This window comes from Actinopolymorpha sp. B9G3, from assembly GCF_040120725.1.
Taxonomy (GTDB): domain Bacteria; phylum Actinomycetota; class Actinomycetes; order Propionibacteriales; family Actinopolymorphaceae; genus Thermasporomyces.
Genome location: NZ_JBEEAB010000001.1, coordinates 567532 through 589429 on the forward strand (window position 1 = coordinate 567532; position 21898 = coordinate 589429).

Here is a 21898-nt window from a genome sequence, read left to right on the forward strand (position 1 = left end):
GCGCCTCCTTGGCATCGGCCGTAGCGCCGGCTTGGTGGCATCGGCGCTACGGCCGATATCCCCATAATTGACCATGATGCCGACTTATGGCAAGAATGATCTTACGTACGCCGAGTACCAATCATGCGGGGGCCTGGCGTTGCCGAAAAGTTGTGGTCCGGGGACGAGGGTCGGCGTTCGGACTCCGGCCCTCCGCGAAGGGAGCTCCCGGTGCGGGAGAGCTTGAAGCGCTACACCGGTTACCGCTCATACAGCTACCTCGATGCCGGCGTCGACTACCAGCAGTTCGCCCTGGCCCCTGAGATCGGTCGCGTACCCGCCTACTCCCGGCTGCACCTGTCCGACTCCCAGCGCGTCCGTACAGACCGGTTGCTCGACGAAAGCATCGTCATCTCCCTGCACGAGCACCCTGCGGTGTTTCCCGACCCCATCACCGACAGCGTTGACTACAACCGTGCCGGGCGGCACCGCACCGGTTATGAAGGACTCGCGCAGTCAGGGTTGACGGCGGTGTTCGACAACTTCATGGACGGCATCGCCTGCGTGACGAGTCAGGCGGGCTGGAAGTGGACCGACATCCTCGCCGACCTGGGGATGCGGTTCTCCGACCTTGCGCACCAGGACCTCGTGCTCAAGGCGGAGAAGGTCGCCGACATCCGCTACGCGCACGAGTCCGGCCGGATCGCGCTGGTGCCGGGTCTGGAGGCCGCGACGCCGATCGAGAACGAACTCGACCGGATCGACATCCTCTACGGCTTCGGCGTACGCCAGATGGGCATCGCCTACAGCGAGACCAACGCGCTCGGCAGCGGGCTGAAGGAACGCCGTGACGGCGGGTTGACCGACTTCGGCCGGCGGGCCGTGACCCGCATGAACAAGCTCGGCATGGCGATCGACGTGTCCCACTCCGGTGACCTCACGTCGCTCGAGACCATCGAGCACTCGACCGTACCGATCTTCCTCACCCACGCGGGCGCGCGTGCCGTCTGGGGCAGCCTCCGGATGAAGCCCGACAGCGTGCTCGAGGCGTGCGCCGAGCGGGGCGGGGTGATCGGGATCGAGGCCGCGCCGCACACCACGATGTCGCTCGCGCACCCACGGCACTCGCTCGAGTCGGTGATGGACCACTTCACCTACTGCGTCGACCTCGTGGGGATCGACCACGTCGCCTTCGGGCCCGACACGCTGTTCGGCGACCACGTGGGACTTCACGAGGTGTTCGCCGGTCATGTGTCCTTCGACGCCGTCCAGGGCGACCTGAGCTACGAGAAGGTCGACTACGTCGACGGCATGGAGAACCCCGGAGAGTCCTTCGCCAACATCGTCGGCTGGCTCGTCTCCCACGACTATTCCGACGAGGAGATCCGTGCGGTGATCGGGGGAAACATCCTCCGCGTCCTCGAGGAGGTATGGGTTTCATGAGCTGGTCAAGGGCCCTGACCGGGGTGGTGGCGGCGGCCGCGTTGCTCGCTGCCGCGTGCACGCCGACCGTCCCCGACGAGACCGGTCCAGGTACCGACCCCGGCGAGAAGAAGTCCACCGAGCGGAGCAAGCTCGTCATCGGCACGACCGCCGACGTCGTCAATTTCAACCCGCTCGTCGGCAACAGTCGTACGGACCTGATCGTCACCAACCTCATGTATCCGCGGCTCATGCAGATGGACCGCACGGGGACGAAGTCGCCGCTCGCGGCCACCGAGTGGGGGTACGAGGACGGGGGGCGCACCGCGTGGATGACGTTGCGCGACGACCTCACCTGGTCAGACGGGACACCGTTCACCGCCGAGGACGTCGCGTTCACTGTCTCGGCGATCTGGAAGGAGAAGATCGGCGTCTACGCCGGCCTGATCCCGTCGTTCAAGAAGGCCACCGCGGTGTCCGACACCCGGGTGGAGTTCGATCTGTCGCGTCCCGACGGCACGTTCCTCACCAGCCTCGGCTTCTGGGTGCCGATCGTGCCCGCCCACGTCTTCGGCAAGGCCGAGAGCGTGCAGGACTTCCCCAACACCGAGGACTGGGTGAGCGCAGGCCCTTACAAGCTCACTTCGGTGAAGAAGGGCGAGAGCTACCAGCTCGAGGCGGTGGACTCCTATCCCTTCGCACCCGGCGGCAAGCCGACCCTGGACGAGGTGGAGTTCCGCGTCTATCCCGACGTCAACACCGAGGTGCTGGCGCTGCGTAGCGGTGAGCTGGACATCATCTCCAACGCCATCCCGCCGGCACAGGCGAAGTCGCTGCAGGACGTCGAGGGCGTCAGCCTGCAGGAGGTGCCGTCGCTCGGCTACGCCCATGTGCAGTACAACACCAAGCGCAAGCCGCTAAACCGCGTGGAGGTACGCCGGGCACTGGCCAAGACGATCGACGCCGCCGCGATTCGCCGGGTCGTCCTGCAGGGGCAGGCGAAGTCGACCGGCTCGAGTGTGGTGACGCCGACCCTTGACTTCTGGCACGACCCGAGCCTGAAGGAGTACGCATACGACCCGGGGGCCGCCAGGGCCGAGTTGGAGAAGGCCGGGTTCGAGGACGGCGACGGCGACGGTCTGCTCGACGGTCTGCAGCCGACGCTGATCTATGACAAGGCCGACCCGATCCTCGCCTCGCTCTCACAGCTGGTGCGCGACTCCAGCCGGGAGGCCGGCATCGACGTCAAGCTGTCGGGCCTCGAACGCAACACCTACGGCGAGAAGACCGCCGAACGCGACTTCGACATCTACGTCGGGTCGTGGGCCATCATGGAGGACCCACCGGCCTACCTCGGACTCGCGTTCAGATCCGGCGGTTTCATCAACTACGGGCAGGTCACCGATCCCACCCTCGACGCACTGATCGACCGGGCGCAGAAGGCGACGACCCCCGAAGAGGCGCGGGAGCCGGTCCATCAGATCGCGCGTCGAGTACACGACCAGGTTTATGACGTAGTGCTCTATGTGCAGACGTTCAACATCGCCCACGACTCGTCGTGGGGCAACTTCGTGGTGCAACCGAGCGAACTGCTCTCCATCATCAACCCCCAGTCGCTGGCCCAGGTGCGTCAGCGGGACTGAAGAGATATGACCACAAGGCTGGACTGATTGGGCATGCTGGCGTTCACGGGGCGGCGACTACTGCGTGGGCTGATGACGCTGTGGTTCGCCGTGACGGTGACGTTCTTTCTCGTCCGGCTTCTGCCCGGTGACCCCGCGCTCGTGGTCGCCGACCCGGGCATGACCGAGGAGCTACGGCAGGAACTCCTGCGCGACTACGGCCTCGACCAGCCACTGGTCGTGCAGTACGCCGCGTACCTCGGGCAACTCCTGCAGGGAAACCTCGGCGTCTCCCTGCGCGAGTCCGTGCCGGTGAGCGCGATCCTCGCCGAGCGGATCCCGTGGACGCTCATCCTCACCGGGTCGGCGATGCTCGTGACGCTGCTCGTCGGCGTACCCCTTGGTGTGCTCGCGGCCACGCGTGCCCGCGGCGGGATCGACCGGCTGGTGCAGATCGGCGGTGTCCTTGGGCAGTCGCTGTTCGTGCCGAGCGTGGGCGTCTTCCTGTTGTACGTCTTCGGGCTGACGCTCGGGTGGTTCCCGATCGGTGGGGCGATGGACAGCGACGTGAGCAGCCCGGTCGAGGCCTACCTCAGCATGCTCCACCACCTCGTCCTGCCCTGCATGTCGCTGGTGCTGGTGCAGCTCGGTCCGTACGTCCTCACCCTGCGCGCCACACTGATCGAGAGTCTCGGCGAGGACTACTGCGAGCTCGCCCGCGCCAAGGGTGTTCCCGAGCGGGTGGTCGTGTGGAAGCACGCCCTGCGCAACGCCCTGCTTCCCACGACGACACTGGCCGGTCTGCAGCTCGGTTTCCTGGTGGGTGGTGCGGTCCTCACCGAGACGATCTACGCTTATCCTGGGCTCGGCCGCGCGATCTATGACAACGTCGGCCGCCTCGACTTTCCTGTCCTGCAAGGGGCTTTCCTGCTGCTGGCCGCGACCGTCGTGGCGGCCAACCTGCTCACGGACCTGCTCTACGGCATGCTCGATCCGAGGGTGAGGTCGCGATGACGACGACACCCGCCGACACGTCAGGTGGTGGCACGTCAGTTGGTGGCACCACCGCGGGTGGCGCCACCGCGGGCGGCACCCCATCTGCGCCGGGTGGACCCGGCGGGCCCGGTTCGCCTGGCGCACCGGGCTCGCCGGGTCCGCCTGGCGTACGCACCTGGCGGGAGTTCCGGCGCAGCCCGATCGGCGTCGGTTCGCTCGTCGTCCTGCTGCTGCTCGCCGTCGTCGCACTCGCCGCGCCGTTGATCGCGGCGTTCCCGCGAGGTTACGGCGAGGCCGTCCTCGCGCCCCCGTCGACGACCCACTGGTTCGGCACCGACGACCTCGGGCGCGACCTCTTCGCCCAAGTCGTGTGGGGCACCCGGGTGAGCCTGACCGTCGGCCTGGGTGCCTCGCTGCTCGCCATCGTGGCCGGTGCGCTGATCGGCATGGCCGCGGCTTACTTCCCCCGCATCGACACCGCGGTAGGCCTGGTCGTCGACCTGTGCCTGTCCCTGCCGATCCTGCCGTTGATGATTCTCGTCGCGGCCCTCGCCGGGCCCGGCATGGGCACGCTGGTCGTCGTCATCGCGGCGTTCTCCTGGCCGGAGGTCGCCCGGGTGGTGCGTTCCCAGGCGTTGTCCGTCGTACGCCTGCCGTACATGGACGCCGCGAGGGTCATCGGCGGTTCACACGGCTGGATCATCCGTCGCCACCTGCTCCCCGCGGTCGCGCCCGTTGTCGCGGTCTCGGTCGTCCTCACCGCGTCGCGCGCGGTGCTGACCGAAGCGTCCCTGTCGTTCCTCGGCCTCGGCGACCCGGACAGCTGGTCGTGGGGAACGATTCTGCACAACGCACAGCGTTCGGGCTCGCTCGCATCGGCGTGGTGGACGACGTTGTTCCCGTCGCTCGCCATCCTCACGCTGGTGGTCGCGGCCACCCTCGCCTCCTTTGCCTACAACGATGCCCGCAACCCACGGATGAGGAAGTAAGCCATGTACGTCACCATCAATGGGACCCGGCTGAACGTCAAACTGCTAGGCAGCGAGCTCGTCGACAGACCCGTCATGATCGCTCATCACGGGGCGCCTGGGCTGGGGTCGATGGCCGAACCTGACGCGGCGTTCGCCCGGTTCGCCCACGAGCTTCCGCTGCTCGTCTTCGACGCCCGCGGCTCAGGCAGGAGCGACGGGGAACCTCCCTTCAGCCACGCGCAGTGGGCCGACGACATCGAAGGCCTGCGGGTGTGGAGCGGTGCCGAGAAGGTGGTGGTCGCGGGTGGTTCGTACGGCGGATTCATCGCGATGGAGTACGCGATCAACTATCCCGACCGCGTGCAGGCCCTCATCCTGCGTGACACCACCGCCGACAACACCCACATGGACGTGGCGCTGCGCAACGCGATGGAGTCGAGTCGGGTCACGATCGACCGGGCGAAGTTCGACCGGATCGTGAGCGGGACGGTCAAGGACGACGCCGACCTTGCCGACTGCTGGCGGGAGATCCTGCCGTTGTACGACCACGACTACAACCCCGAAGCGGTCGAGCAACGCGCCAAGGCGACGCCGTACCGCTACCGGACGCACAACTACGCGTTCTCGGTCCTGCACAAGAACTACGACATCAGGGACCGGCTTCCCCAGATCACCTGTCCGACCCTCGTCACCGTCGGGCGCCACGACTGGATCACGCCGGTCGAGTGCAGCGAGGCCATTGCCGCGCTCATCCCGAACTCCGAGCTCGTCGTCTTCGAGAATTCTGGACACTCACCACAGGTCGAGGAGTACGACCGCTTCTCCAGCGTCGTCCACCAGTTCCTGCGGGCGCACACCTGATGGCCCGCCTCGAACCGCTCGACGACCTCGACCGGCGGATCGTCGTAGCCCTGCAGAACGACGGCCGGGCGAGCTGGACCGAGATCGCCCACACCACCCAGACGTCCGTCGCCACCGTCACCCGTCGTGGCCAGCACCTCATCAGCAACGGCCTCGTCCGCATCGCGGCGGTCCCCAGCCTCGGCCAGTGGGGACCGACCGAGCAGCTGCTCATCCGCGTCCGCTGCGAGGCCGGCCTGCAGGCCCGGGTGGCGCGGATCATCGCCGAACGTCCGTACGTCCGCTTCATCTGCCTGGTCACCGGCGCGTACGACATCGTCGTCGAGGTGATCGTCCCCAAGGGCAGCGACCTGGTGAGCGTCCTCACCGAGGAACTGTTGAGCATCCGGGGCGTGGTGTCCAGCGACGCCGACCTGGTGCTGCACACGTACAAGGTCGGGCACGACTGGAGCCGGCAGATCCTCGGCGAAAGCGCACGCACCGCGAAACGATCGGAGCAGCACGAATGCGCACCGGGCGACTTCGACGACACCGACGACAAGATCCTCAGCATCCTCCGCGAGGACGGGCGGACCAGCTTCCCGGCGGTCGCGCAGGTGCTGGGCGTCAACGAGTCGACCGTACGCAGGCGATACGAGACGCTGACGTCGCGCGGCTGCCTGCAGATGGTGACGCTGGTGCCGGCTGCCCTGCTGGGCTACGAGACCGAGGTCCTGTTGTGGCTCGAGGTGTCACCGTCCCGCCTGGACGCGGTCGCGCGGGAGCTGATCGCGCACCGCGGCGTCCGGTTCATCGCCGCGACGCTCGGCCAGTCCTCGCTGATGTGTGAGGTGATCATGCCGACGACGAACGACCTGTTCACCTTCACGACGTCCACGCTCGCCCACCTGGAAGGGATCCAGTCGTGGCAGGCGAGCATCGAGATGCTCACCCTCAAGCGCGGCTTCGTCATGTGCCCCTGGTCGCAGTCCGCCTGACGTGGTGCCGCGAGCAGCGCGAGGACGTACGGCCACTCAGGTGTGGATGATGTCAGCGAGCCGGAGACCCGTCGGCGTCGACCAGGACACCGATCTCGACGCTGCCGGCTGTCACCCGTAGTCCTCCGCCACCGCTGACCTGGGCGCTGTAGTTGACATACTGCCCGTTGAGGTTGGCGGCTTCGTTGAACGTGAGCGAGGTCCACGGGCTCCAGGAGATGCGGCTTCCGGTAGAGCCAGGCAACAGAGTGTGTTCCGCCAGCGTACCGACCAGTTGTCCGTTCGAATTCTTCTGTTGGAGGCGCAACCGTCCAGTACTGGTGATTCTGGTGATGTTTGCGCGGACCGTCGAACGCGCTAGCAACTGATGCCCCGCGTAGTCGCCAGGGATTGGGACCGCTTGGAGCGAGACATCAGAGAAGCTCGGGTTCGTGAATGTAGGAGCCGCGCCGGACAACGCCCCGCCTTCGACGGGCTCTATGCGCGGAACCGTAGAGATTTCATCGACATAGGTGAGGTCGACGGTGAGAACTCCGAGCCACTCCCGCGTCCACGCAGTGTCAGACACGTTCTTGTTCTCGGCAAGTGCGGCATCAGGCGACTTGCAGGGCGTCAAGAGCATGTGGAGCTCGCCACGGTCCCGGATGGCGCGGCTGTCGAACGAGGGCTCCCACGCGTGCAGGTCGATCGCACAGATCGGCGTGTCTGTCCGTTCCGCGCCAGGCGTGACTTCAAGAATGTGGACCGCACCGCGCAGCCGGTCCCTGTTCATCCGGTAGATGATGAAGGCGCGATCGTCGGATGTGCAGAAGACACCCGGACGGGCCACCTCTGCGTTGACGAGACTGACGTCAAGCGGCATCTTGTAGGTCCAGCCCATCAGCCTCTCATTTTCCCAGGCAGAACCATTCCACCAGGAATGAAGAATGCGAGATGCTGTTGCGCTTGAGTTCCAGATGTGCGTGGCGATATGGGGAGTTCCGGCCGGAGTTACGTCCAGCCCGCCAGTGTTGAGGATTCCCGAGTTACTGCCCGCAGTGAAGACGACCGGTGCGGTAGGGCGGGTGACAGGGAGGGACAGCGGGGCGCCCGCCTGTGACTGCCATGTGACACACCGGTCCCTTGACACCAGATGGCACAGATCTCGGTTCGTCGCAGCCATGCCTGTCGCGCGCCATATCACCGCTAGGTGCACGGCGTCATCGTTTCCCACAGCGATGTGGTGGAGGTAGGGGTTGTCAGACGTTGGTGCCCCATCGAGCACCTTCGTACGTGCGGTCCACGTCTGAGTTGCCGGGTTCCAACGTTCAGAGTAGATCGCTCCCGAGCTTGAAGTCCCCACTCTGTAGAACAAGAAGAGGGTGCCATCGCTCAGTCGAACGAACTGTGGGTAGGTGATACTGGTCGATCCCCCGCCAGGTCGCCCTGTCGAAGTCCACGAGGTGATGCTATGCGGGTTGACGCTACGGCAGTAGCGCATCGGCGCGTTGTGCATGTTTCCGGCCACGTGCAAACGGCCGCTAGCGTCGATGCCGGTGCAGATGTCGTTATGCGGGTCAACGCTTACTGGCGACGCCAGCGGATTGCCCGACACCGTGGCGAGGTCGAATTGGGACCATAGGCCATCAGGCAGAACGCGGCGCTGGATGATGGGCCTACGTGAGGAGTTCCACGCGACCGCATACTGCACCGGACCGCCGCCAGGCAAGTTGGTCGTAACGATGTTGTCCTGGATGAAGGGCACACCGTTGTATCCGGCCCTGTTGTCGGCGAGACCCAGCATGCGAGTCAGGCGTACTGGCGGACTCCCCCGTTCCGTGACCTGTGCTGAGGGCGCGTCCTGTTGCGGCCCCGGTGAGAACGGCGATGGCGATGCCGTACCACCGCCACCTGATGGGATACCTGGCCTCTCCCTGTCGGAACGACTCGCGCGCGCCAAGTTTTCTCCGACACCTGCCAGCAGCGCCGCGCCCAACAGCGTTCTGCGCGTGAGATCGTCCCCCGCCATCGTTCCCCCGTTGCCGTTTGCCTGCCTCCGCTGTGGGTCGGCTCACGGCACGACGCAGGAGATCAACCCAGGGAATCGTCCTCAAAGACCCCGTAGCCAACGTGCCCACGGCAACTCAGGTCCAACCCCGCATGGTTGTGGATCCCGAATTCGCGACAATGCAGTCAATGCTGTGCCGGCCGTCGCATCAGCTAACGAGCCTCACTTCGCGGGGGGCGGGCGGGGGGTACGGGCTCGAGGATCTTGCGACGCTCGGGCGGGAGCCGGTCGAGGAGCTCACGAGAATACTCGTAGTTGAACCGGGTCCGCGCCCACGAGGGTCCGTAACGGTAGATGAGGATGCGGCGTTCGCCTTCGTTCGTACGACTGCTGCCGCCGTGCATCATCCCGTCGACGAAGAGCAGGGCGTCGCCCTTGTCGAGATAGACCGGAACGGCGCCGTCGAGGGTGTCCATGCGCTCGCCACGTCCGTAGTCTCCCGACAGCGGGTGCGGGAAGTTCGACTTGTGGCTGCCCGGGATCACCATGGTCGCGCCGTCGCCCTCGCCGATGTCGGTGAGCGCGAGGATGATGTTGACCTGGCCGCATCGGAAGACGCCGTTCTTGTAGCCGTACGCACCACGCATCGCGCCGCGGTATCCGCCGCTGTGCACCGGGTGATGCCCACCCGAGGTACGGATCGAGGCGATGCACTCGTCGATGAAGACGCCTTGGACGTAGCAGTCCTCCTCACCGGCGAAGTGCAGGACGTGGTTGATCCACGACGGATGGTCGATCAGCCGCTCGAACGGCTCACCCGCCTCCACGCAGTTGTGCAGCTCGAACCCGGTTTCCTCGGTGTAGTCCCGGCGCTGGGCGTTGCCCCACCATTGCCCCGGTGCGAGCTCGGGGAAATTGTCGAAAGCGTGATTGAGCTGATCGAGCAGTTCGGGCTCGACGGCGTTCTTGAGAATGAGATAGCCGCGAAGGTCGAACAGGAAGTCATCCAGCGGCGTGGGTTTTTGAGGGTCCATTCTGCGCCATCCAATCTTTCACTCTCGCCCGGGACGCGACCGGGATCAGTCGAAAATCAGGGTGTAGTTCTCCCGGCCCTTCGTATGACGTGTGCGCGCGTCCATATAGCAGACGCTGAACGCCCGACGCGGAATATCGGTGGAGTTCACGTCGGACGAATGCAGCAGCCAGTTGTGGAGGAGCACCGCCTGCCCGGCATCGAGTTCGAGGTGGGTGATCTTGTCCTCCGGGCAGTGGTGTGCCGCCTGGTCCTGGTCGAGAAATCCCGATCCGTGCGACGGGTTGATCAGCCCGAGCCGGTGGCTGCCGGGGATCACCTTGACGCAGCCGTTGGCCACGGTCGCCGGGTCGAGTGCCGTCCATACGGTGATGAGCGGGTCGCGGTCGAGGAACGCCCACCGGTCCTGGTGCCAGGGAAGATGCGTACCCTGCCGGGCGGGCTTGTTCATGAACATCGCGCGGAACGCCGCGACCGGCGCGTCGCCGTATGTACGCCGACAGATGTCGGCGAAGACCGGCCGCCGCATGTACGCAAGGAACAGCGGATCGAACTCCAGGTCCTGGATCTTGCGATAGTCCAGCGTCGCGCCCTTGAACCCCTTGGACTGCCTGCCCGCGTCGGCATAGTCGCCGGTCCGGCCGTCGAGCTGCATCAGCATCTTGTCGTAGTCGACGTCGGCGCGGCCGAGCATGATGTCGTCGATGCGCTCTCCGAGGGCCTTGAGCTCACGGTCATCGAGCACCCCGTCGAGGACGACATAGCCGTGCTCGTCGTAGAACTCCCACTGTTCCGGTGTGACGGTTGCCGTCATGCGCCTACCTCCGCCTCGGCGTCCCACGATTCGGGCCACGTGGTTGGGCGGCGGGGTGGCCGTGGTCGCGGGCGCGCCTCATCCAACAGGTCCGTATGAAGGGTCCCCTCATCCAAGGGTCCGCGTCCGCGAGCGGGCCGGTGTCGGCCCGACATCGACCGAGATCGGCATACCGGATCTCGCCGCACGCCGGCCTGATCCCCGTAGCCACCCGGTGCGCGCGCGGATCTACGGTCGCCTCGGGCTCCGCCCCTGGGACATCATTCGCGGAGCAGCTCGATGATCCGAACGGAGTAGGCATGCCGGTTTCCCTGTACAACGTGGCCTTCGACTGTGCCGACCCCTATGAGCTCGGCCAGTTCTGGAGCAAGGTCGTCGACCAGCCGCTCCACGAGGAGGACCGGCCCGGCGATGACGAGGCCATGATCGCGCTCCCCGGCGGGCCGAACCTGTACTTCCAGCGTGTGCCCGAGCCCAAGATCCTCAAGAACCGGGTTCACGTGTGCCTGCGTCCGGACGGGGACCGGGACCTCGAGGTCCAGCGACTCATCGCCCTCGGCGCGAGCCTGGTCGAGGACAAGCGTGGTCCGGAGGGCCGCGGGTGGGTCATCCTCGCCGACCCGGAAGGTAATGAGCTCTGCGTTCTCCGCAGTTCCGTGGGCCGCGCGGACAGCTGAAACGGGAGCCTGATCGACGCGGCGGCGATCACCCTCCGCAACGTGCCGCACGGTCGGGCCGGCCCCACGTCAGCCTGCCGGGCGGGACGGGCCGATGACGCGGACCCGGTGGCCCTCGGGAAGGCAGAACACGAACTCCCGCCTGTGCCACGGCATGTCCTCCGGCGGCGCGACGACCTTCACGCCGGCCGTGAGGGCGCGCTCGTGGACCACGTCGGTGGGTACGCCGATGTCGACCGAGACCGTGACGGCGGCGATGTCGCCGTCGGCGGCCCGGCTGACGTCGATGCCCGGGCTCCCCGACCATGGCCCCACACCCAGCCGGGCGAACGTCGGCGGGTCGCCGTGGTCGAAACCGAGACTCAGCCCGAGGACGCCGGTCAGGAGCGTGCAGGTCGCCGGGACGTCGCGAACCGGCAGGCTCGGCCGGGCCGCGAGTACGTCCTGGTCCCGCGGTTCGGCCGCCCGGGCCATGACGATCTGCTGGGCGGTGTGGTCGGCGTACACCCGAGGTAGCCTGGCCCGCTCGTCGAGGCGCGCCCTCCGCGCGACGCCAAGCGACCGGGTGTTCCGGGTGTCGATCCACGCCTCCACCCCGTCGATGCCCGGCTGCGCCAGGAGGTGGTCGACGACGACCGGCGCGGCCTCGCTCATCAGGCCCAGACCCCAGTGGTCACGCCGGAGGTACCAGCTCAGACCGCGGATCGACGTGCCCTGGTCGAAGAACAGCCCGATGGTGCCGAGGGCATCGGTCGCCGGGCGGAGCCGGAGTACCCAGGTCCAGCCGCCGTTGCCTTCCAGCTCCTCCGCGAGCCGGGTGCGGGTCGCAGCCACGTCGGGGGTCGGTTCGTACGGGCCGTACGGATCGATCTTCGGGTCGCCGTGCATCGCGTGCAGGCTCTCGGCGTCCCGGTCGGGATCGAGGGGTACGAGGTCGAGGCGTTCAGTCGTCAGCGTCTGCATCGGGTCTCCTGTCGTGCGTGCTCGGCGACCTGTTGGAGGCTTGTCGCTCTAGAAGCCGATGAACCTCCAACAGGTCGGCTGAGGGTCACTCATCGGGGCGTTCGGCAGCAGTGAGCGGGCTGAGCAGGGCGATCACGGCCTCCTGGCCCGTGTGCCGGGGCCAGCTGGCGAAGCCGTACACCCGGGCGACCGCGAGCTGCGCGGTGCTCAACGTGAACGCGGCCGGATCGTCGGGTACGCCACCGGGGTGCTGCCGCTCCACCCGTTCGGCGGCCGAGGGATCGCCGGCGCGCACCGCCTCGCGCAGCGCACGCGCCAGGTGTCGCAGATGGTCGAGATCGGGATTCGGCGGGAGGGAGATGGTCGGCACAGCGACCCCCTTTCGTACCACCTGATGTCCGCATCGTCAGGGGCGAAAGGAGGGCCAGGGCCACACCGGAGTCCACGCACAGGTGGGCTTGTGCCCTTCCCGCGGACCGGCGGCTCCCTGGAAGCCGGACTCGACAGTAGCACCGGCAACCGCCTCGCGGAACCTCGCTCGTGGGCGTCGGGAACGGCACAGGTCGGCGTCGGGAACGGCGTCCGTTCATGATCATGCGCGAGAAACCGGGCACTTCGAGGTCGCGAAACGACCAGCTTCTCGCGCATGATCATGAATGGGCCGGCGGTGGGGCTCCGCAGATGGTCCGGCGCGGCGGGTCCGGCTCGGAGGGCGCGGCGGGTCAGGCTCGGTCGCCGCGACAGGACGGGCTCGGAGGGCGCGGCTACCGACTACCGGCTACGCCGGCTCCTCACGCAGCGCCCACGCGAGCCCGAACGCCGCGACCGACGCGACTGCCGCCGCGCTCCAGAACACCGCCGACAGGTCCTGCGCGGCGATCAGTCCGCCGAGGGCGCTGCCGACGATCTTGCCGCCGCCGAGGACGATCATCGCGTACAGACCCTGGGCGGTGTGCCGGATCTCGTCGGGCGCGTACCGGTCAAGGATCACCCGGCCGGCCACCATCGACACCACGATGACCAGCCCGTGCAGCACCTGCGTACCCACGACGATGCCGACGGTCGGGATCGCGGCGAGCAGGGCGACCCGGACCGCCATCCCCGCCGCGCCGAGCACCATGAGCCACCGCCAGCCCAGCCGGGCGACGAGCCAGCCGAACGCCGCCATGTAGCCGAGCTCCAACGCCACACCGAGGTTGGTGATCAACCCGATCCAGCGCGGCGAGAGGCCGACGACCTCGGTCGCCTGGAGCGGATAGAACGCGAAGTACGCGCTCATCGACGCCTGCAGCAGGAACATCGAGGTGATGAAGACGACCGTCGTACGCCGGCACAGCAGGCGCCCGGCCGCCCGCGCCAGCGCCCGCATGTCCGTCCGTCCCGCTGCCGGCGTCGGCGTCCGTCCGGCCGGGGCGCCCTGGCCGCCCGGGCCGCCGCCCGGTAGCGAAGCGGCCGAGACCGAAGCCCGGCGCCGGCTCGGCAGGAACAACGCCGCCGCCAACCCGAGCACGGCGAGCCCGCAGGAGAGCAACGGGAGGGAGTCCAACGCGTCGCCGTCGACGAGGACGAAGTAGAGGATCACGCCCGGGACCATGAAGCCGAAGGTCCCCCAGAACCGCACGCGGTGGTACTTCACCTCAGCCAGCGCGGGAATGGTCCGTTGCGACGTGAAGAAGATGCCGTCCAGCAGCGGCCGGGTGGGCTCGCGGACGAGGCTGAACGCCGCGTACACGATGAGCAGCCCCCAGAACCCGCCGACGAACGCGAACACCAGCAGCGCCACCGACGAAGCCGCGAGCATCGTGACGAGCAGCAGTTCGGCGCGGCCGTAACGGTCCGCGAGCACCGTCAGCACCGGTGGCGCCACGATGGCGGACACGCTGGCGGCCGCCATGACGAAACCGATCTGGCTCGCGCTCAGCCCATGAGCGTACGCAAGGAAGAGCGACAGGAACGGCAGCAGCGCGCCGTCGACCGCGTACAACGTGGCGTAGGTCGTGTTGGTCGCCACGAGCGGATGGGGATGGTGCCACGGGAAGCGGGAGCCTCGCCAGCCGGCGGACCGGCGCGGCCGGTCTGGCGGTGATGACGGGTCGGTCGCGGGACGTGAGCCAGGGGTGGAGCTTCGGTTGGTGGCTGGCAAGCGGGTTCCCATCTCGTCGCACGCGGCGCCTCCACCGTGCCCCGGGCGGCGCGGAATGCCCACTGGGATGCCGGAATCCGAGATGCCGCCGGCCGGAGGTGACCGTGAGCGGCCAGGCCCGAGTCTCCCGCCGCGAGCGGGCTAGGCCGGCGGGAGCCTGGCGATCACACCGATCTCCAGGGCCGTCCAGATGGCGCCGTCGGGCCCCACTGTGATCCCATGTGGCTCCGATCCCGCGGTCGGCAACGGATGTCTGTCGACCTGGCCCGCCGGCGTGATCCTGCCGATCCTGTTGCCTGCCCATTCGGTGAACCACGCGTCGCCGCCTGCGTCGACGGTGACGGCATGCGGGCGCGCCTGCCGGTCGGGGAGCGGGAACTCCTCGATCGTGCCGCCTGGACTGATCCTGCCGACTTGGCCAGCGCCGATCTCGACGAACCACAGGGAACCGTCCGTCGCACTCGCGGCGATGCCGACCGGCGCGGCGTCGGCGGTGGGGAGCGGGTGGAAGCTGATGGTGCCGTCGGTGGTCTCGATCCGGCCGATCGCGTGCGCCTGGTTCATCGTGAACCACATCCCGCCGTCAGCACCTGCCGCGATCGCCGACGGGAAGGTACCGGTCATCGGGAGTGGGAACTCGGTCACCTCACCGGTGGTGGTGATCCGCCCGATCCGGTCGGCGTTGATCTCGGTGAACCAGACTGCGCCGCCCAGGGCCGGCCGCGAGACCGTACGGGCCGGCCTCCGCCGTCAGCACATCGAACGAACGCACCTCGCCAGTCGTCGTGATCCGCCCGATCCGATGGCGTTGGTACTCCGTGAACCACAGGGCACCGTCCGGCCCGGCGACGATGACCGTCGGCGCGCCGGTGGCCGGTTCCAGCGGGTACGACGTCACCTCGCCGGTGGTGGTCATCCGCCCGATCCGGCCGGCCCTGACCATCGTGAACCAGAGGGCATTGTCTGGTCCGGTGGTGACGGCGTAGGGGCCGGACTCACGATCGGGTACGGCGTACTCCTCGATCGACACGGCCTGTGGCATGAGGTGTTTCTCCTATGTCCTTGTCCCGCCGGGGTTCACGCCCCGCGCTTCGGTTCAGGTCCGGCACGGCGTGCATACCAATCCGCACCCGCGGGAACGGTCACATCATCCTGTCCCGTGGGGGGAGCCCAAAATGCCGACCGGTACACGAGTTATACCTGCGCTGTTCATCGCGGCCTCGGCCGTCGCTGTCATTGTGACCGGAATATTCGAGAGGACCGCCATCCTCGCGGTCGCCGGTAGCTGCACCCTCGGCCTCGTCCTCGTCCAGGGATGGCGCCAGAACCGTTCGGTGATGGCCCGCCTGGCCAGGATGGAACGCAAGGCCGCCGCCGAACGCAAAGCCGCCGCCGAACGCAGGAACCCAGACGGTTCCAGCGCGACCGCGGTGGACGAGACGGTGAGCGAGATCCGCAGCGACCTTCGACGCGTTCGCCAGGACCAGTTGCAGATCGCGGGTCGCCCGACCACCTGGCAGGAGCAGGCGTCGACGGTGATCTCCCGCCTGGACCGGATACAGGAGCAGGGCGACGCGGCGACCACCCAGGTGAGAGCGCTCTCAGACTCGGTGAACGCGCTTCTCGGGCGGCCGGCGGAGCTGCGTTCGTTCCTCGACCGGCCCGCTCGCTCCGGCGCGGGTGCACACGCGAGTGGCGGCGCGCTCACACTGGACACCCTCGTTCCTGGCGAGCACACGTTCCGGACCGTGGTGTTGCAGCCTGGTCGGGCGTCCGTGGTGCTGGTCGTGGACGAGCTCGATCCGCATCGTTTCGACGACCTCGGGACCGCCCTCGCGACCGGTCTGGCCGCAGCGGAGAAGCTGCAGCGTCCGCTGCGCGTCGTCGCGCTCACACTCGCGCGGCCGCGCGACGAGGTGACCGGACACCTTCGTACGTGGGTGACGGAGAACACCGCATCGAAGTTCCAGGCCGGCGATGTCTCCGTGACGCCCGGCGACGCGGTCGCGGAGGAGCCCTTTGATCCCACCGACGCCTGGATCGTGACGAGCTGGCGAACCGCGCATGCGTTGTCGGCCGCGTGCCACAACGAAACCGTGTCACCGGAGCAGGTCATCTACCTGATCCAGGACTACGAACCCGGTCTCCTGGGCTGGGGCAGCGACCACGCGCTCGCCGTGGAGACGCACCGGCAGGGTTTCCACTCCCTGGTGAACACCCGTCCGCTCGCCGAGGCGCTGACCAAGCAGACAGGTACGCCGATCGACGCGGACCACATCTTCGGCCCCACCCTCGACACGCCCCGACTCCAGGATGCGGCGCGGGCGTGGAAGCCGGGCCAGGGCAACGAAGTGCGAGTCCTCTTCGAGAGCCGGCCGAGCCAGGCGCGCACGATGTTCTCGCTGGGAATTGCCGCACTGCAGCGCTGGGTCGGAACTCTCGAGGACTCCAGCGTCCAGCCCGTCATCTATTCCGCGGGTGAACCGCACACCCCGGTGGACCTCGGTGGCGGCCATGTCGTCGAACCGCTCGGTCACCTCTCGCCCGACACCTACTACGACCTGCTGTCACGGGTCGACATCGGGCTTGGCCTCATGCACAGCCCGCAGCCCGGACGGTTCGCGCTCGAACTGCCGATGGCGGGGATTCCGACGGTCTCCAACACGTTCGAGTCCTTCCGTACGGAGTGGGTCGACGGGTTGTACCTCGGCGCGGCCACGCCGTCCGGTATCGCCACGGCGCTGGACGAGACGGTCCGCCGGAGCCGGACGCTCGCCGCGCACACGCCCGCGTCGGCGGACATCGATCTGGGACGGCCGTTGGAGGAGGCACTCCACAGCATCCTTGGAAAGCGCTCATGGTGAATGGCAACGTCGCGACCGCGGTCAACGGCTTGACGGCGGCCAACGACTCAGACGTGACATCGGACCTGGCGTCGGACGTGACACCGGAGGTGACCCGGGACGGGGCACGGGACGGGGCACGGGATGCGACACGGGATGCGGCACAGGACGCGGCACGGGATGCGCCACCGGACGTGCCGGCGACGAGCGGCGAGCTCACCGACGTGAACGGTGACTCGACGCCCGGTCGGTCGGGCACGGCCACCCCGACCGATCCGGTCGCGGCCGAGCTTGCCAGCCTTCGCCACAGCCTCGACCACGCCGTCGACCTCTACGAGGGATACCGCGAGTCCGCTGCCGAACGGGCCCTGAGGATCACCCAACTGCTCACGGATCTGGACGAACGCGAGACCAGGCTGGCGCAGCTGCGCTCGGAGGTCCAGCAGAGCAGCCGCGAACATCAACAGCAGTTGGCGGCAGCGGTACGTCGCTATCGGAGCCTCCGGCAGCGGCGCGGCGTCCGGCTCGCTCTGCGACTCGCCGCCGCGGTCAAGCGGGTCCGCGGGCCGAGTGGCCGGTCTCCGGGAAGCTGAACGATGGTGACACAGCCGCTCACGACCGGACCCGGAACCACAGCTGCCGGCCAGCACACCGCACGCGCCGCGGAGGTCCGGTCAGGAGAACACCTTCCTGGCGTGGACATCGAGGGACTGCTCTCCCGACTCCATTCGGCACCGGAGACCACCGTCGTGGTTCCGGTCCACAACGGCGGGCCGGCCGTTGAACGCTGCCTGGCCGCGCTCGTCAGGCACACCCGGAACGCCAGGCTGGTCGTGATCGACGACGCCAGCACCGATCCCGAGGTCCTGAAGGTCCTTGCTCACTACGCATCGTCCGGTGCGCTCGAGCTGGTGCGTCACGACGACAACCAGGGGTACACCAGGACGGCCAACCATGCGTTCCAGCTGTCGACACCGGCCGACGTCGTGCTGCTCAACAGCGACACCGAGGTCGGACCCTGCTGGCTGCAACGCCTGCGATGGGTCGCGTATGCCAAGGACTACGTGGCGACGGTCACCGCCGTTTCGGACAACGCAGGCGCGATGGCGGTGCCGGTACCCGGCAGGCCGAACGCCTGGGGGGATCACCTGCCCTGGGAGGAGGTCGCCCGCTTCGCGACCTGGAACCTGCACCCCTGGTCGATCGAGGTGCCGACCGGCAACGGCTTCTGCATGTACGTACGCCGTGCGGCGATCGACACGGTCGGGCCGTTCGACGCCACCGCATTTCCACGCGGCTACGGCGAGGAGAACGACTGGTGCATGCGGGCAAGGGAAGCCGGCCTCACGAACCTGATCGCTCCGCACGTGCTCGTCCGGCATGCCAGGGCCCAGTCGTTCGGCAGCGCCCGCGACGATCTGGTCCGTGCCGGCCGCGCCGTCATCGACCGTCGTCATCCCACGTACACCGATGAGGTGCGCGGGTGGATGGCCGGCCCGGAGATGACCGCCATGCGGCGCGAAGCCGCGGACGTTCGCCGCACGATCGCTGCCCGGACCGAGGTACGACCGCGCCGGCTCTACGTCCTGCACCGGGGTGGCGGCGGTACACCCGCGACCAACCGAGACCTGCTCACCGAGCTGGAACCCTTCCAGGATTCGTACCTGCTGGAGAGCAGTGGCGGGACCGTCGACCTGTCGCGGTGGGAGAACGGGGCCACCCACCGTGTCCTCACCTGGCGCCCGGACGCACCATTCTCGGTCGTCGACTCATGGCGACTCGACTACGCGACATTTCTGGTCGACGTCCTCATCGGTCTCGGGTTCGAGACCATTCACGTCCGGCACCTCATCAAACAGCCACTGACCACACTGCCGCGGGTGGCACGCCTGCTCGGAGTTCCCCTCGTCCTGTCGACGCACGACTTCTACTACGTGTGCCCGACGGTGCATCTGCTCGACGAGCAGGACCGCTACTGCGGTGGCAGCTGCACGCCGGGCGACGGAGCATGCCGGCTACCCACGGGATTCGTCATGGGCGTGCCGCCGCTCAAACATCAGTGGGTGAACGAATGGCGGCGCCGCGCGACCGATGTGCTGATGTCTGCCGACGCCGTTGTCGCGACGACAGAAAGCGCAGCGACGGTCTATTCCACCGTGTTCGGCGAGAAGTTCAAGGGCAATCTGCGCGTGATCGAGCATGGCCGCGATCTCGGCCCTGAATGGGCTCCCGTCCGAGAGTCGGATGAGCGACTGCCCGGTCCGTTACGGATCATGGCGCCGGCAAACTGGGCCGCCCACAAAGGGATCGAGTACCTACGGGAGCTCGCCCGACGCGTAGGTCCCGTCGTCGAATGGCACATCATAGGGCAACGCAGTGAGTTCCTTGGTGATGTCGGGATCGCTCATGGAGAGTACGGCCGCGAGGGTCTACGCCCGCGTGCCGAGGCGATCGATCCCGATCTCGTCGGGCTCTTCTCGATCTGGTCCGAGACGTACTCACACACCTTGTCGGAAGCGTGGGGTCTTGGTATCCCGGTGGTCGCCACCGATGTGGGAGCGGTTGCCGATCGCGTACGCCGCCACGGCGGTGGGGTTCTCCTGCCCCTGGACCACCTCGACGATGCGGCGCGGATCATCACCAGCCTCGCCGGCAGTCCGGCGAAGGTGGCAAGCACACTGCGACCAGTGCCACGGGAGAGCATCCGGAGCCGGCGGACTATGGCCGACGACTATCGCCAGCTGTACGAAGAGGTGACCCGGGGTGGGCCGGTGCCGTCAGCGGCTTATATCGTACGTGGCCGCCCCGACGCCCATGCAGCGTCGACCCACGTGCGGATCCTGCCGCGGATCGCCCACCAACGGTCCCGGCAGCGTGCCATGTGGCGGATGGTGGATCCCTCGGACCTGATCAACGGAGCGGACGCGACGCCGTACCACGTCTGTCTGGTCCAAAGGGACGCGCTGTCGCCGGAGCTTGTCGAGCCGTTCTTGGAGACCATCGAGAAGTCGGGGATCCGGCTGGCGGTCGAGATCGACGACGACTTGTCCAGCCGCACGGCGCGGGCGCACCTGATGCGGGAGGGCTACGACAGCGAACGACTGGACGGCGTTGTCCGGCTCCTGACCGCAGCCGACGTCGTGGTCACGAGTACCGACTCGCTCGCGACATCCCTGTGGGAGTTGACCGACCGGGTGGTCGTCGTACCCAACTGTCTTGATCCGCGGCTGTGGCGGAGCGAGGTCACTGCCCTGCCGCCGCCCGCGACGGACGAGGTGCGGATCCTCTACATGGGCTCGAAAACGCACGGCGAGGACCTGCGGTTGCTGCGTGAGGCCGTGCCCGCCGTCGCAGGCGTTCTTCGCCAGAACGTCGTCCTCGAGGTTGTCGGGATCACCGAGCCGGCGCAGGACGAGTCGTGGTTCCGGCGGTTCCCCATTCCACCGGGTGGCGCCAGCTATCCCAGGTTCGTTCCATGGCTGCGTACGCACGCTCACCGGTGGTCGGCCGCGGTCGCCCCCCTCGTGGAGAGTTCGCGTAGTGGCGCCAAGAGCGACCTGAAACTGCTCGAGTACGCCATGCTCGGCCTGCCGACCGTCGCCTCTCACGTCGGTCCGTACGGCAACGCCGGGCACCTTGCCCGCCTGGCCAGCAACGACTGCGCGTCGTTCGCGAGTGCACTCGTCTCGGTTCTCCAGAACCCGATCGCCGCCCAGGTGCAGGCCGGAAGGGCGCGCGACTGGGTGATCGCCCATCGGATGCTGACCGACGCCGGCGTCGACGCGTGGTGCGATGCCGTCCTCGGCTCCATTGGCGTGGCGCCAGGATCGGGCGGTCCGGCTTGAACGGTCGCACCGGGCAATCGGCATTCGGCGCCTACGCAGGTCCCACATCTGAGCGTCCCGACCAGGAGAAACCATGAGCCTCTGGGCCGACTTCCTGACCAACGATCAGCGAAGCATTCATAAGTGGACGCACTACTTCCCGGCCTATGAGCGCCACCTGGAGCGGTTTCGCAACCGGTCAGTGGCAATGCTCGAGATCGGTGTCGGTAGTGGCGGCTCGTCGCAGATGTGGCGGCGCTTTCTCGGCCCGTTCGCTCAGATCGTCGGCATCGACTGCCGGCCGGCCTGCAAGGAGTACGAGTCGGACCAGATCGCCATCCGCATCGGCGATCAGGAGGATCCCGAGTTCCTCAGCCGGCTGCTCACCGAGTTCGGGCCGTTCGACATCGTCCTCGACGACGGCGGCCACCACATGAGCCAGATCGCCGCGACGTTCAACCATCTCTATCCCACCGTGCCCGTTGACGGCATCTATCTGGTCGAGGACCTGCACACCGCCTATCTGCCGGCGTTCGGCGGCGGGCTCGGATCGCCGGACAGCTTCGTCGAGAAGGCCAAGACACTGATCGACCAGTTGTACGCCGGTCAACGTGGCGCTCCCCCGGTCACGGATTTCGGCCGGTCGACGCTCTCCATGCACTTCTACGACAGTCTTCTGGTCTTCGAGAAGGGTCGCCACCTCGGCAAGCGGGCCTTTCAGACCGGCGCGAACACGGCGCACTCGAATGTGTCCGCCTACAACTGCAGGCCAGTCTGAGCATTCCG

19 protein-coding genes and 1 pseudogene are annotated in these 21898 nt (G+C 67.6%); 11 read left to right on the top strand and 9 right to left on the bottom strand.

All coding sequences use genetic code 11. The features are described from left to right. The first annotated feature begins 210 nt into the window (after positions 1-210). The 6 genes from ABNF93_RS02540 to ABNF93_RS02565 are packed head-to-tail and all read left to right on the top strand — an operon-like array spanning position 211 to position 6828. A complete protein-coding gene (locus ABNF93_RS02540) occupies positions 211-1422 on the top strand; it encodes a dipeptidase (protein WP_349325849.1) in 1212 nt (403 codons plus the stop codon). Beyond that, positions 1419-3044 (top strand): ABC transporter substrate-binding protein, encoded by a 1626-nt coding sequence (locus ABNF93_RS02545; protein WP_349325850.1) that lies wholly within the window; start codon positions 1419-1421, stop codon positions 3042-3044. Before ABNF93_RS02540 ends, ABNF93_RS02545 begins: the two co-directional genes overlap by 4 nt. Before the next feature lie 33 nt (positions 3045-3077). Further along, positions 3078-4037 (top strand): ABC transporter permease, encoded by a 960-nt coding sequence (locus ABNF93_RS02550; protein WP_349325851.1) that lies wholly within the window; start codon positions 3078-3080, stop codon positions 4035-4037. Continuing rightward, entirely contained in the window at positions 4034-5008 is a 975-nt protein-coding gene (locus ABNF93_RS02555; RefSeq protein ID WP_349325852.1) for an ABC transporter permease, read from the top strand. The genes ABNF93_RS02550 and ABNF93_RS02555 overlap by 4 nt, the downstream gene beginning before the upstream one ends. 3 nt (positions 5009-5011) lie before the next feature. Next, on the top strand, positions 5012-5851 hold the full coding sequence (locus tag ABNF93_RS02560; protein ID WP_349325853.1) for an alpha/beta fold hydrolase: 840 nt from the start codon (positions 5012-5014) through the stop codon (positions 5849-5851). After that, positions 5851-6828: an Lrp/AsnC family transcriptional regulator gene (locus tag ABNF93_RS02565; RefSeq protein WP_349325854.1), complete on the top strand. Its 978-nt coding sequence runs from the start codon at positions 5851-5853 to the stop codon at positions 6826-6828. The genes ABNF93_RS02560 and ABNF93_RS02565 overlap by 1 nt, the downstream gene beginning before the upstream one ends. 52 nt (positions 6829-6880) lie before the next feature. On the opposite strand, the gene ABNF93_RS02570 is transcribed toward ABNF93_RS02565, so the two are convergent. The 4 genes and pseudogenes from ABNF93_RS02570 to ABNF93_RS02580 all read right to left on the bottom strand — a co-directional run bounded on the left by ABNF93_RS02570 (position 6881) and on the right by ABNF93_RS02580 (position 10662). Next, positions 6881-7708, bottom strand: coding sequence for a hypothetical protein (locus ABNF93_RS02570; protein WP_349325855.1), 828 nt, complete (start codon positions 7706-7708; stop codon positions 6881-6883). A gap of 12 nt (positions 7709-7720) precedes the next feature. Next, positions 7721-8836, bottom strand: a pseudogene (locus ABNF93_RS34800) (BNR repeat-containing protein); the annotation flags it as partial. Between the two features lie 191 nt (positions 8837-9027). Further along, the gene (locus ABNF93_RS02575) at positions 9028-9849 is read right to left on the bottom strand and encodes a phytanoyl-CoA dioxygenase family protein (RefSeq protein ID WP_349325856.1); all 822 of its coding nucleotides are present in this window, start codon (positions 9847-9849) and stop codon (positions 9028-9030) included. Between the two features lie 45 nt (positions 9850-9894). Beyond that, on the bottom strand, positions 9895-10662 hold the full coding sequence (locus tag ABNF93_RS02580; protein ID WP_349325857.1) for a phytanoyl-CoA dioxygenase family protein: 768 nt from the start codon (positions 10660-10662) through the stop codon (positions 9895-9897). A 299-nt stretch (positions 10663-10961) separates the two neighbouring features. Here ABNF93_RS02580 and ABNF93_RS02585 point away from each other — a divergent pair, with 299 nt between their 5' ends. Beyond that, on the top strand, positions 10962-11339 hold the full coding sequence (locus ABNF93_RS02585) for a VOC family protein (protein WP_349325858.1): 378 nt from the start codon (positions 10962-10964) through the stop codon (positions 11337-11339). Between the two features lie 69 nt (positions 11340-11408). Here the strand turns inward: ABNF93_RS02585 and ABNF93_RS02590 are convergent, their stop codons facing one another. The 5 genes from ABNF93_RS02590 to ABNF93_RS02610 form a co-directional block, all read right to left on the bottom strand. Next, the gene (locus ABNF93_RS02590; RefSeq protein WP_349325859.1) at positions 11409-12302 is read right to left on the bottom strand and encodes a GNAT family N-acetyltransferase; all 894 of its coding nucleotides are present in this window, start codon (positions 12300-12302) and stop codon (positions 11409-11411) included. Positions 12303-12387: 85 nt separating this feature from the next. Continuing rightward, entirely contained in the window at positions 12388-12672 is a 285-nt protein-coding gene (locus ABNF93_RS02595; RefSeq protein WP_349325860.1) for a hypothetical protein, read from the bottom strand. Between the two features lie 408 nt (positions 12673-13080). Beyond that, complete coding sequence (locus ABNF93_RS02600) at positions 13081-14313, bottom strand: MFS transporter (RefSeq protein ID WP_349325861.1); 1233 nt, start codon at positions 14311-14313, stop codon at positions 13081-13083. A gap of 273 nt (positions 14314-14586) precedes the next feature. Beyond that, complete coding sequence (locus ABNF93_RS02605; protein ID WP_502877526.1) at positions 14587-15159, bottom strand: Vgb family protein; 573 nt, start codon at positions 15157-15159, stop codon at positions 14587-14589. Next, a complete protein-coding gene (locus ABNF93_RS02610; RefSeq protein WP_349325863.1) occupies positions 15092-15487 on the bottom strand; it encodes a Vgb family protein in 396 nt (131 codons plus the stop codon). The genes ABNF93_RS02605 and ABNF93_RS02610 overlap by 68 nt, the downstream gene beginning before the upstream one ends. A 133-nt stretch (positions 15488-15620) precedes the next feature. Between ABNF93_RS02610 and ABNF93_RS02615 the strand changes: the two genes are divergently transcribed. From ABNF93_RS02615 to ABNF93_RS02630, 4 genes are all read left to right on the top strand, one after another. After that, entirely contained in the window at positions 15621-17309 is a 1689-nt protein-coding gene (locus ABNF93_RS02615; protein WP_349325864.1) for a rhamnosyltransferase WsaF family glycosyltransferase, read from the top strand. Further along, positions 17303-17881 (top strand): hypothetical protein, encoded by a 579-nt coding sequence (locus tag ABNF93_RS02620; protein WP_349325865.1) that lies wholly within the window; start codon positions 17303-17305, stop codon positions 17879-17881. The genes ABNF93_RS02615 and ABNF93_RS02620 overlap by 7 nt, the downstream gene beginning before the upstream one ends. A gap of 3 nt (positions 17882-17884) precedes the next feature. Continuing rightward, complete coding sequence (locus tag ABNF93_RS02625) at positions 17885-21133, top strand: glycosyltransferase (protein WP_349325866.1); 3249 nt, start codon at positions 17885-17887, stop codon at positions 21131-21133. Positions 21134-21206: 73 nt separating this feature from the next. Then, on the top strand, positions 21207-21890 hold the full coding sequence (locus ABNF93_RS02630; protein WP_349325867.1) for a class I SAM-dependent methyltransferase: 684 nt from the start codon (positions 21207-21209) through the stop codon (positions 21888-21890). The last annotated feature ends 8 nt before the right edge of the window (positions 21891-21898 follow it).

Bases quoted from the DNA above. Each gene is read 5' to 3' on its own strand.
- ABNF93_RS02545 (WP_349325850.1), top strand. From the start codon at position 1,419: ATGAGCTGGTCAAGGGCCCTGACCGGGGTGGTGGCGGCGGCCGCGTTG.
- ABNF93_RS02550 (WP_349325851.1), top strand. From the start codon at position 3,078: ATGCTGGCGTTCACGGGGCGGCGACTACTGCGTGGGCTGATGACGCTG.
- ABNF93_RS02555 (WP_349325852.1), top strand. From the start codon at position 4,034: ATGACGACGACACCCGCCGACACGTCAGGTGGTGGCACGTCAGTTGGT.
- ABNF93_RS02560 (WP_349325853.1), top strand. From the start codon at position 5,012: ATGTACGTCACCATCAATGGGACCCGGCTGAACGTCAAACTGCTAGGC.
- ABNF93_RS02565 (WP_349325854.1), top strand. From the start codon at position 5,851: ATGGCCCGCCTCGAACCGCTCGACGACCTCGACCGGCGGATCGTCGTA.
- ABNF93_RS02570 (WP_349325855.1), bottom strand. From the start codon at position 7,708: ATGGGCTGGACCTACAAGATGCCGCTTGACGTCAGTCTCGTCAACGCA.
- ABNF93_RS02575 (WP_349325856.1), bottom strand. From the start codon at position 9,849: ATGGACCCTCAAAAACCCACGCCGCTGGATGACTTCCTGTTCGACCTT.
- ABNF93_RS02580 (WP_349325857.1), bottom strand. From the start codon at position 10,662: ATGACGGCAACCGTCACACCGGAACAGTGGGAGTTCTACGACGAGCAC.
- ABNF93_RS02585 (WP_349325858.1), top strand. From the start codon at position 10,962: ATGCCGGTTTCCCTGTACAACGTGGCCTTCGACTGTGCCGACCCCTAT.
- ABNF93_RS02590 (WP_349325859.1), bottom strand. From the start codon at position 12,302: ATGCAGACGCTGACGACTGAACGCCTCGACCTCGTACCCCTCGATCCC.
- ABNF93_RS02610 (WP_349325863.1), bottom strand. From the start codon at position 15,487: ATGCCACAGGCCGTGTCGATCGAGGAGTACGCCGTACCCGATCGTGAG.
- ABNF93_RS02615 (WP_349325864.1), top strand. From the start codon at position 15,621: ATGCCGACCGGTACACGAGTTATACCTGCGCTGTTCATCGCGGCCTCG.
- ABNF93_RS02620 (WP_349325865.1), top strand. From the start codon at position 17,303: ATGGTGAATGGCAACGTCGCGACCGCGGTCAACGGCTTGACGGCGGCC.
- ABNF93_RS02625 (WP_349325866.1), top strand. From the start codon at position 17,885: ATGGTGACACAGCCGCTCACGACCGGACCCGGAACCACAGCTGCCGGC.
- ABNF93_RS02630 (WP_349325867.1), top strand. From the start codon at position 21,207: ATGAGCCTCTGGGCCGACTTCCTGACCAACGATCAGCGAAGCATTCAT.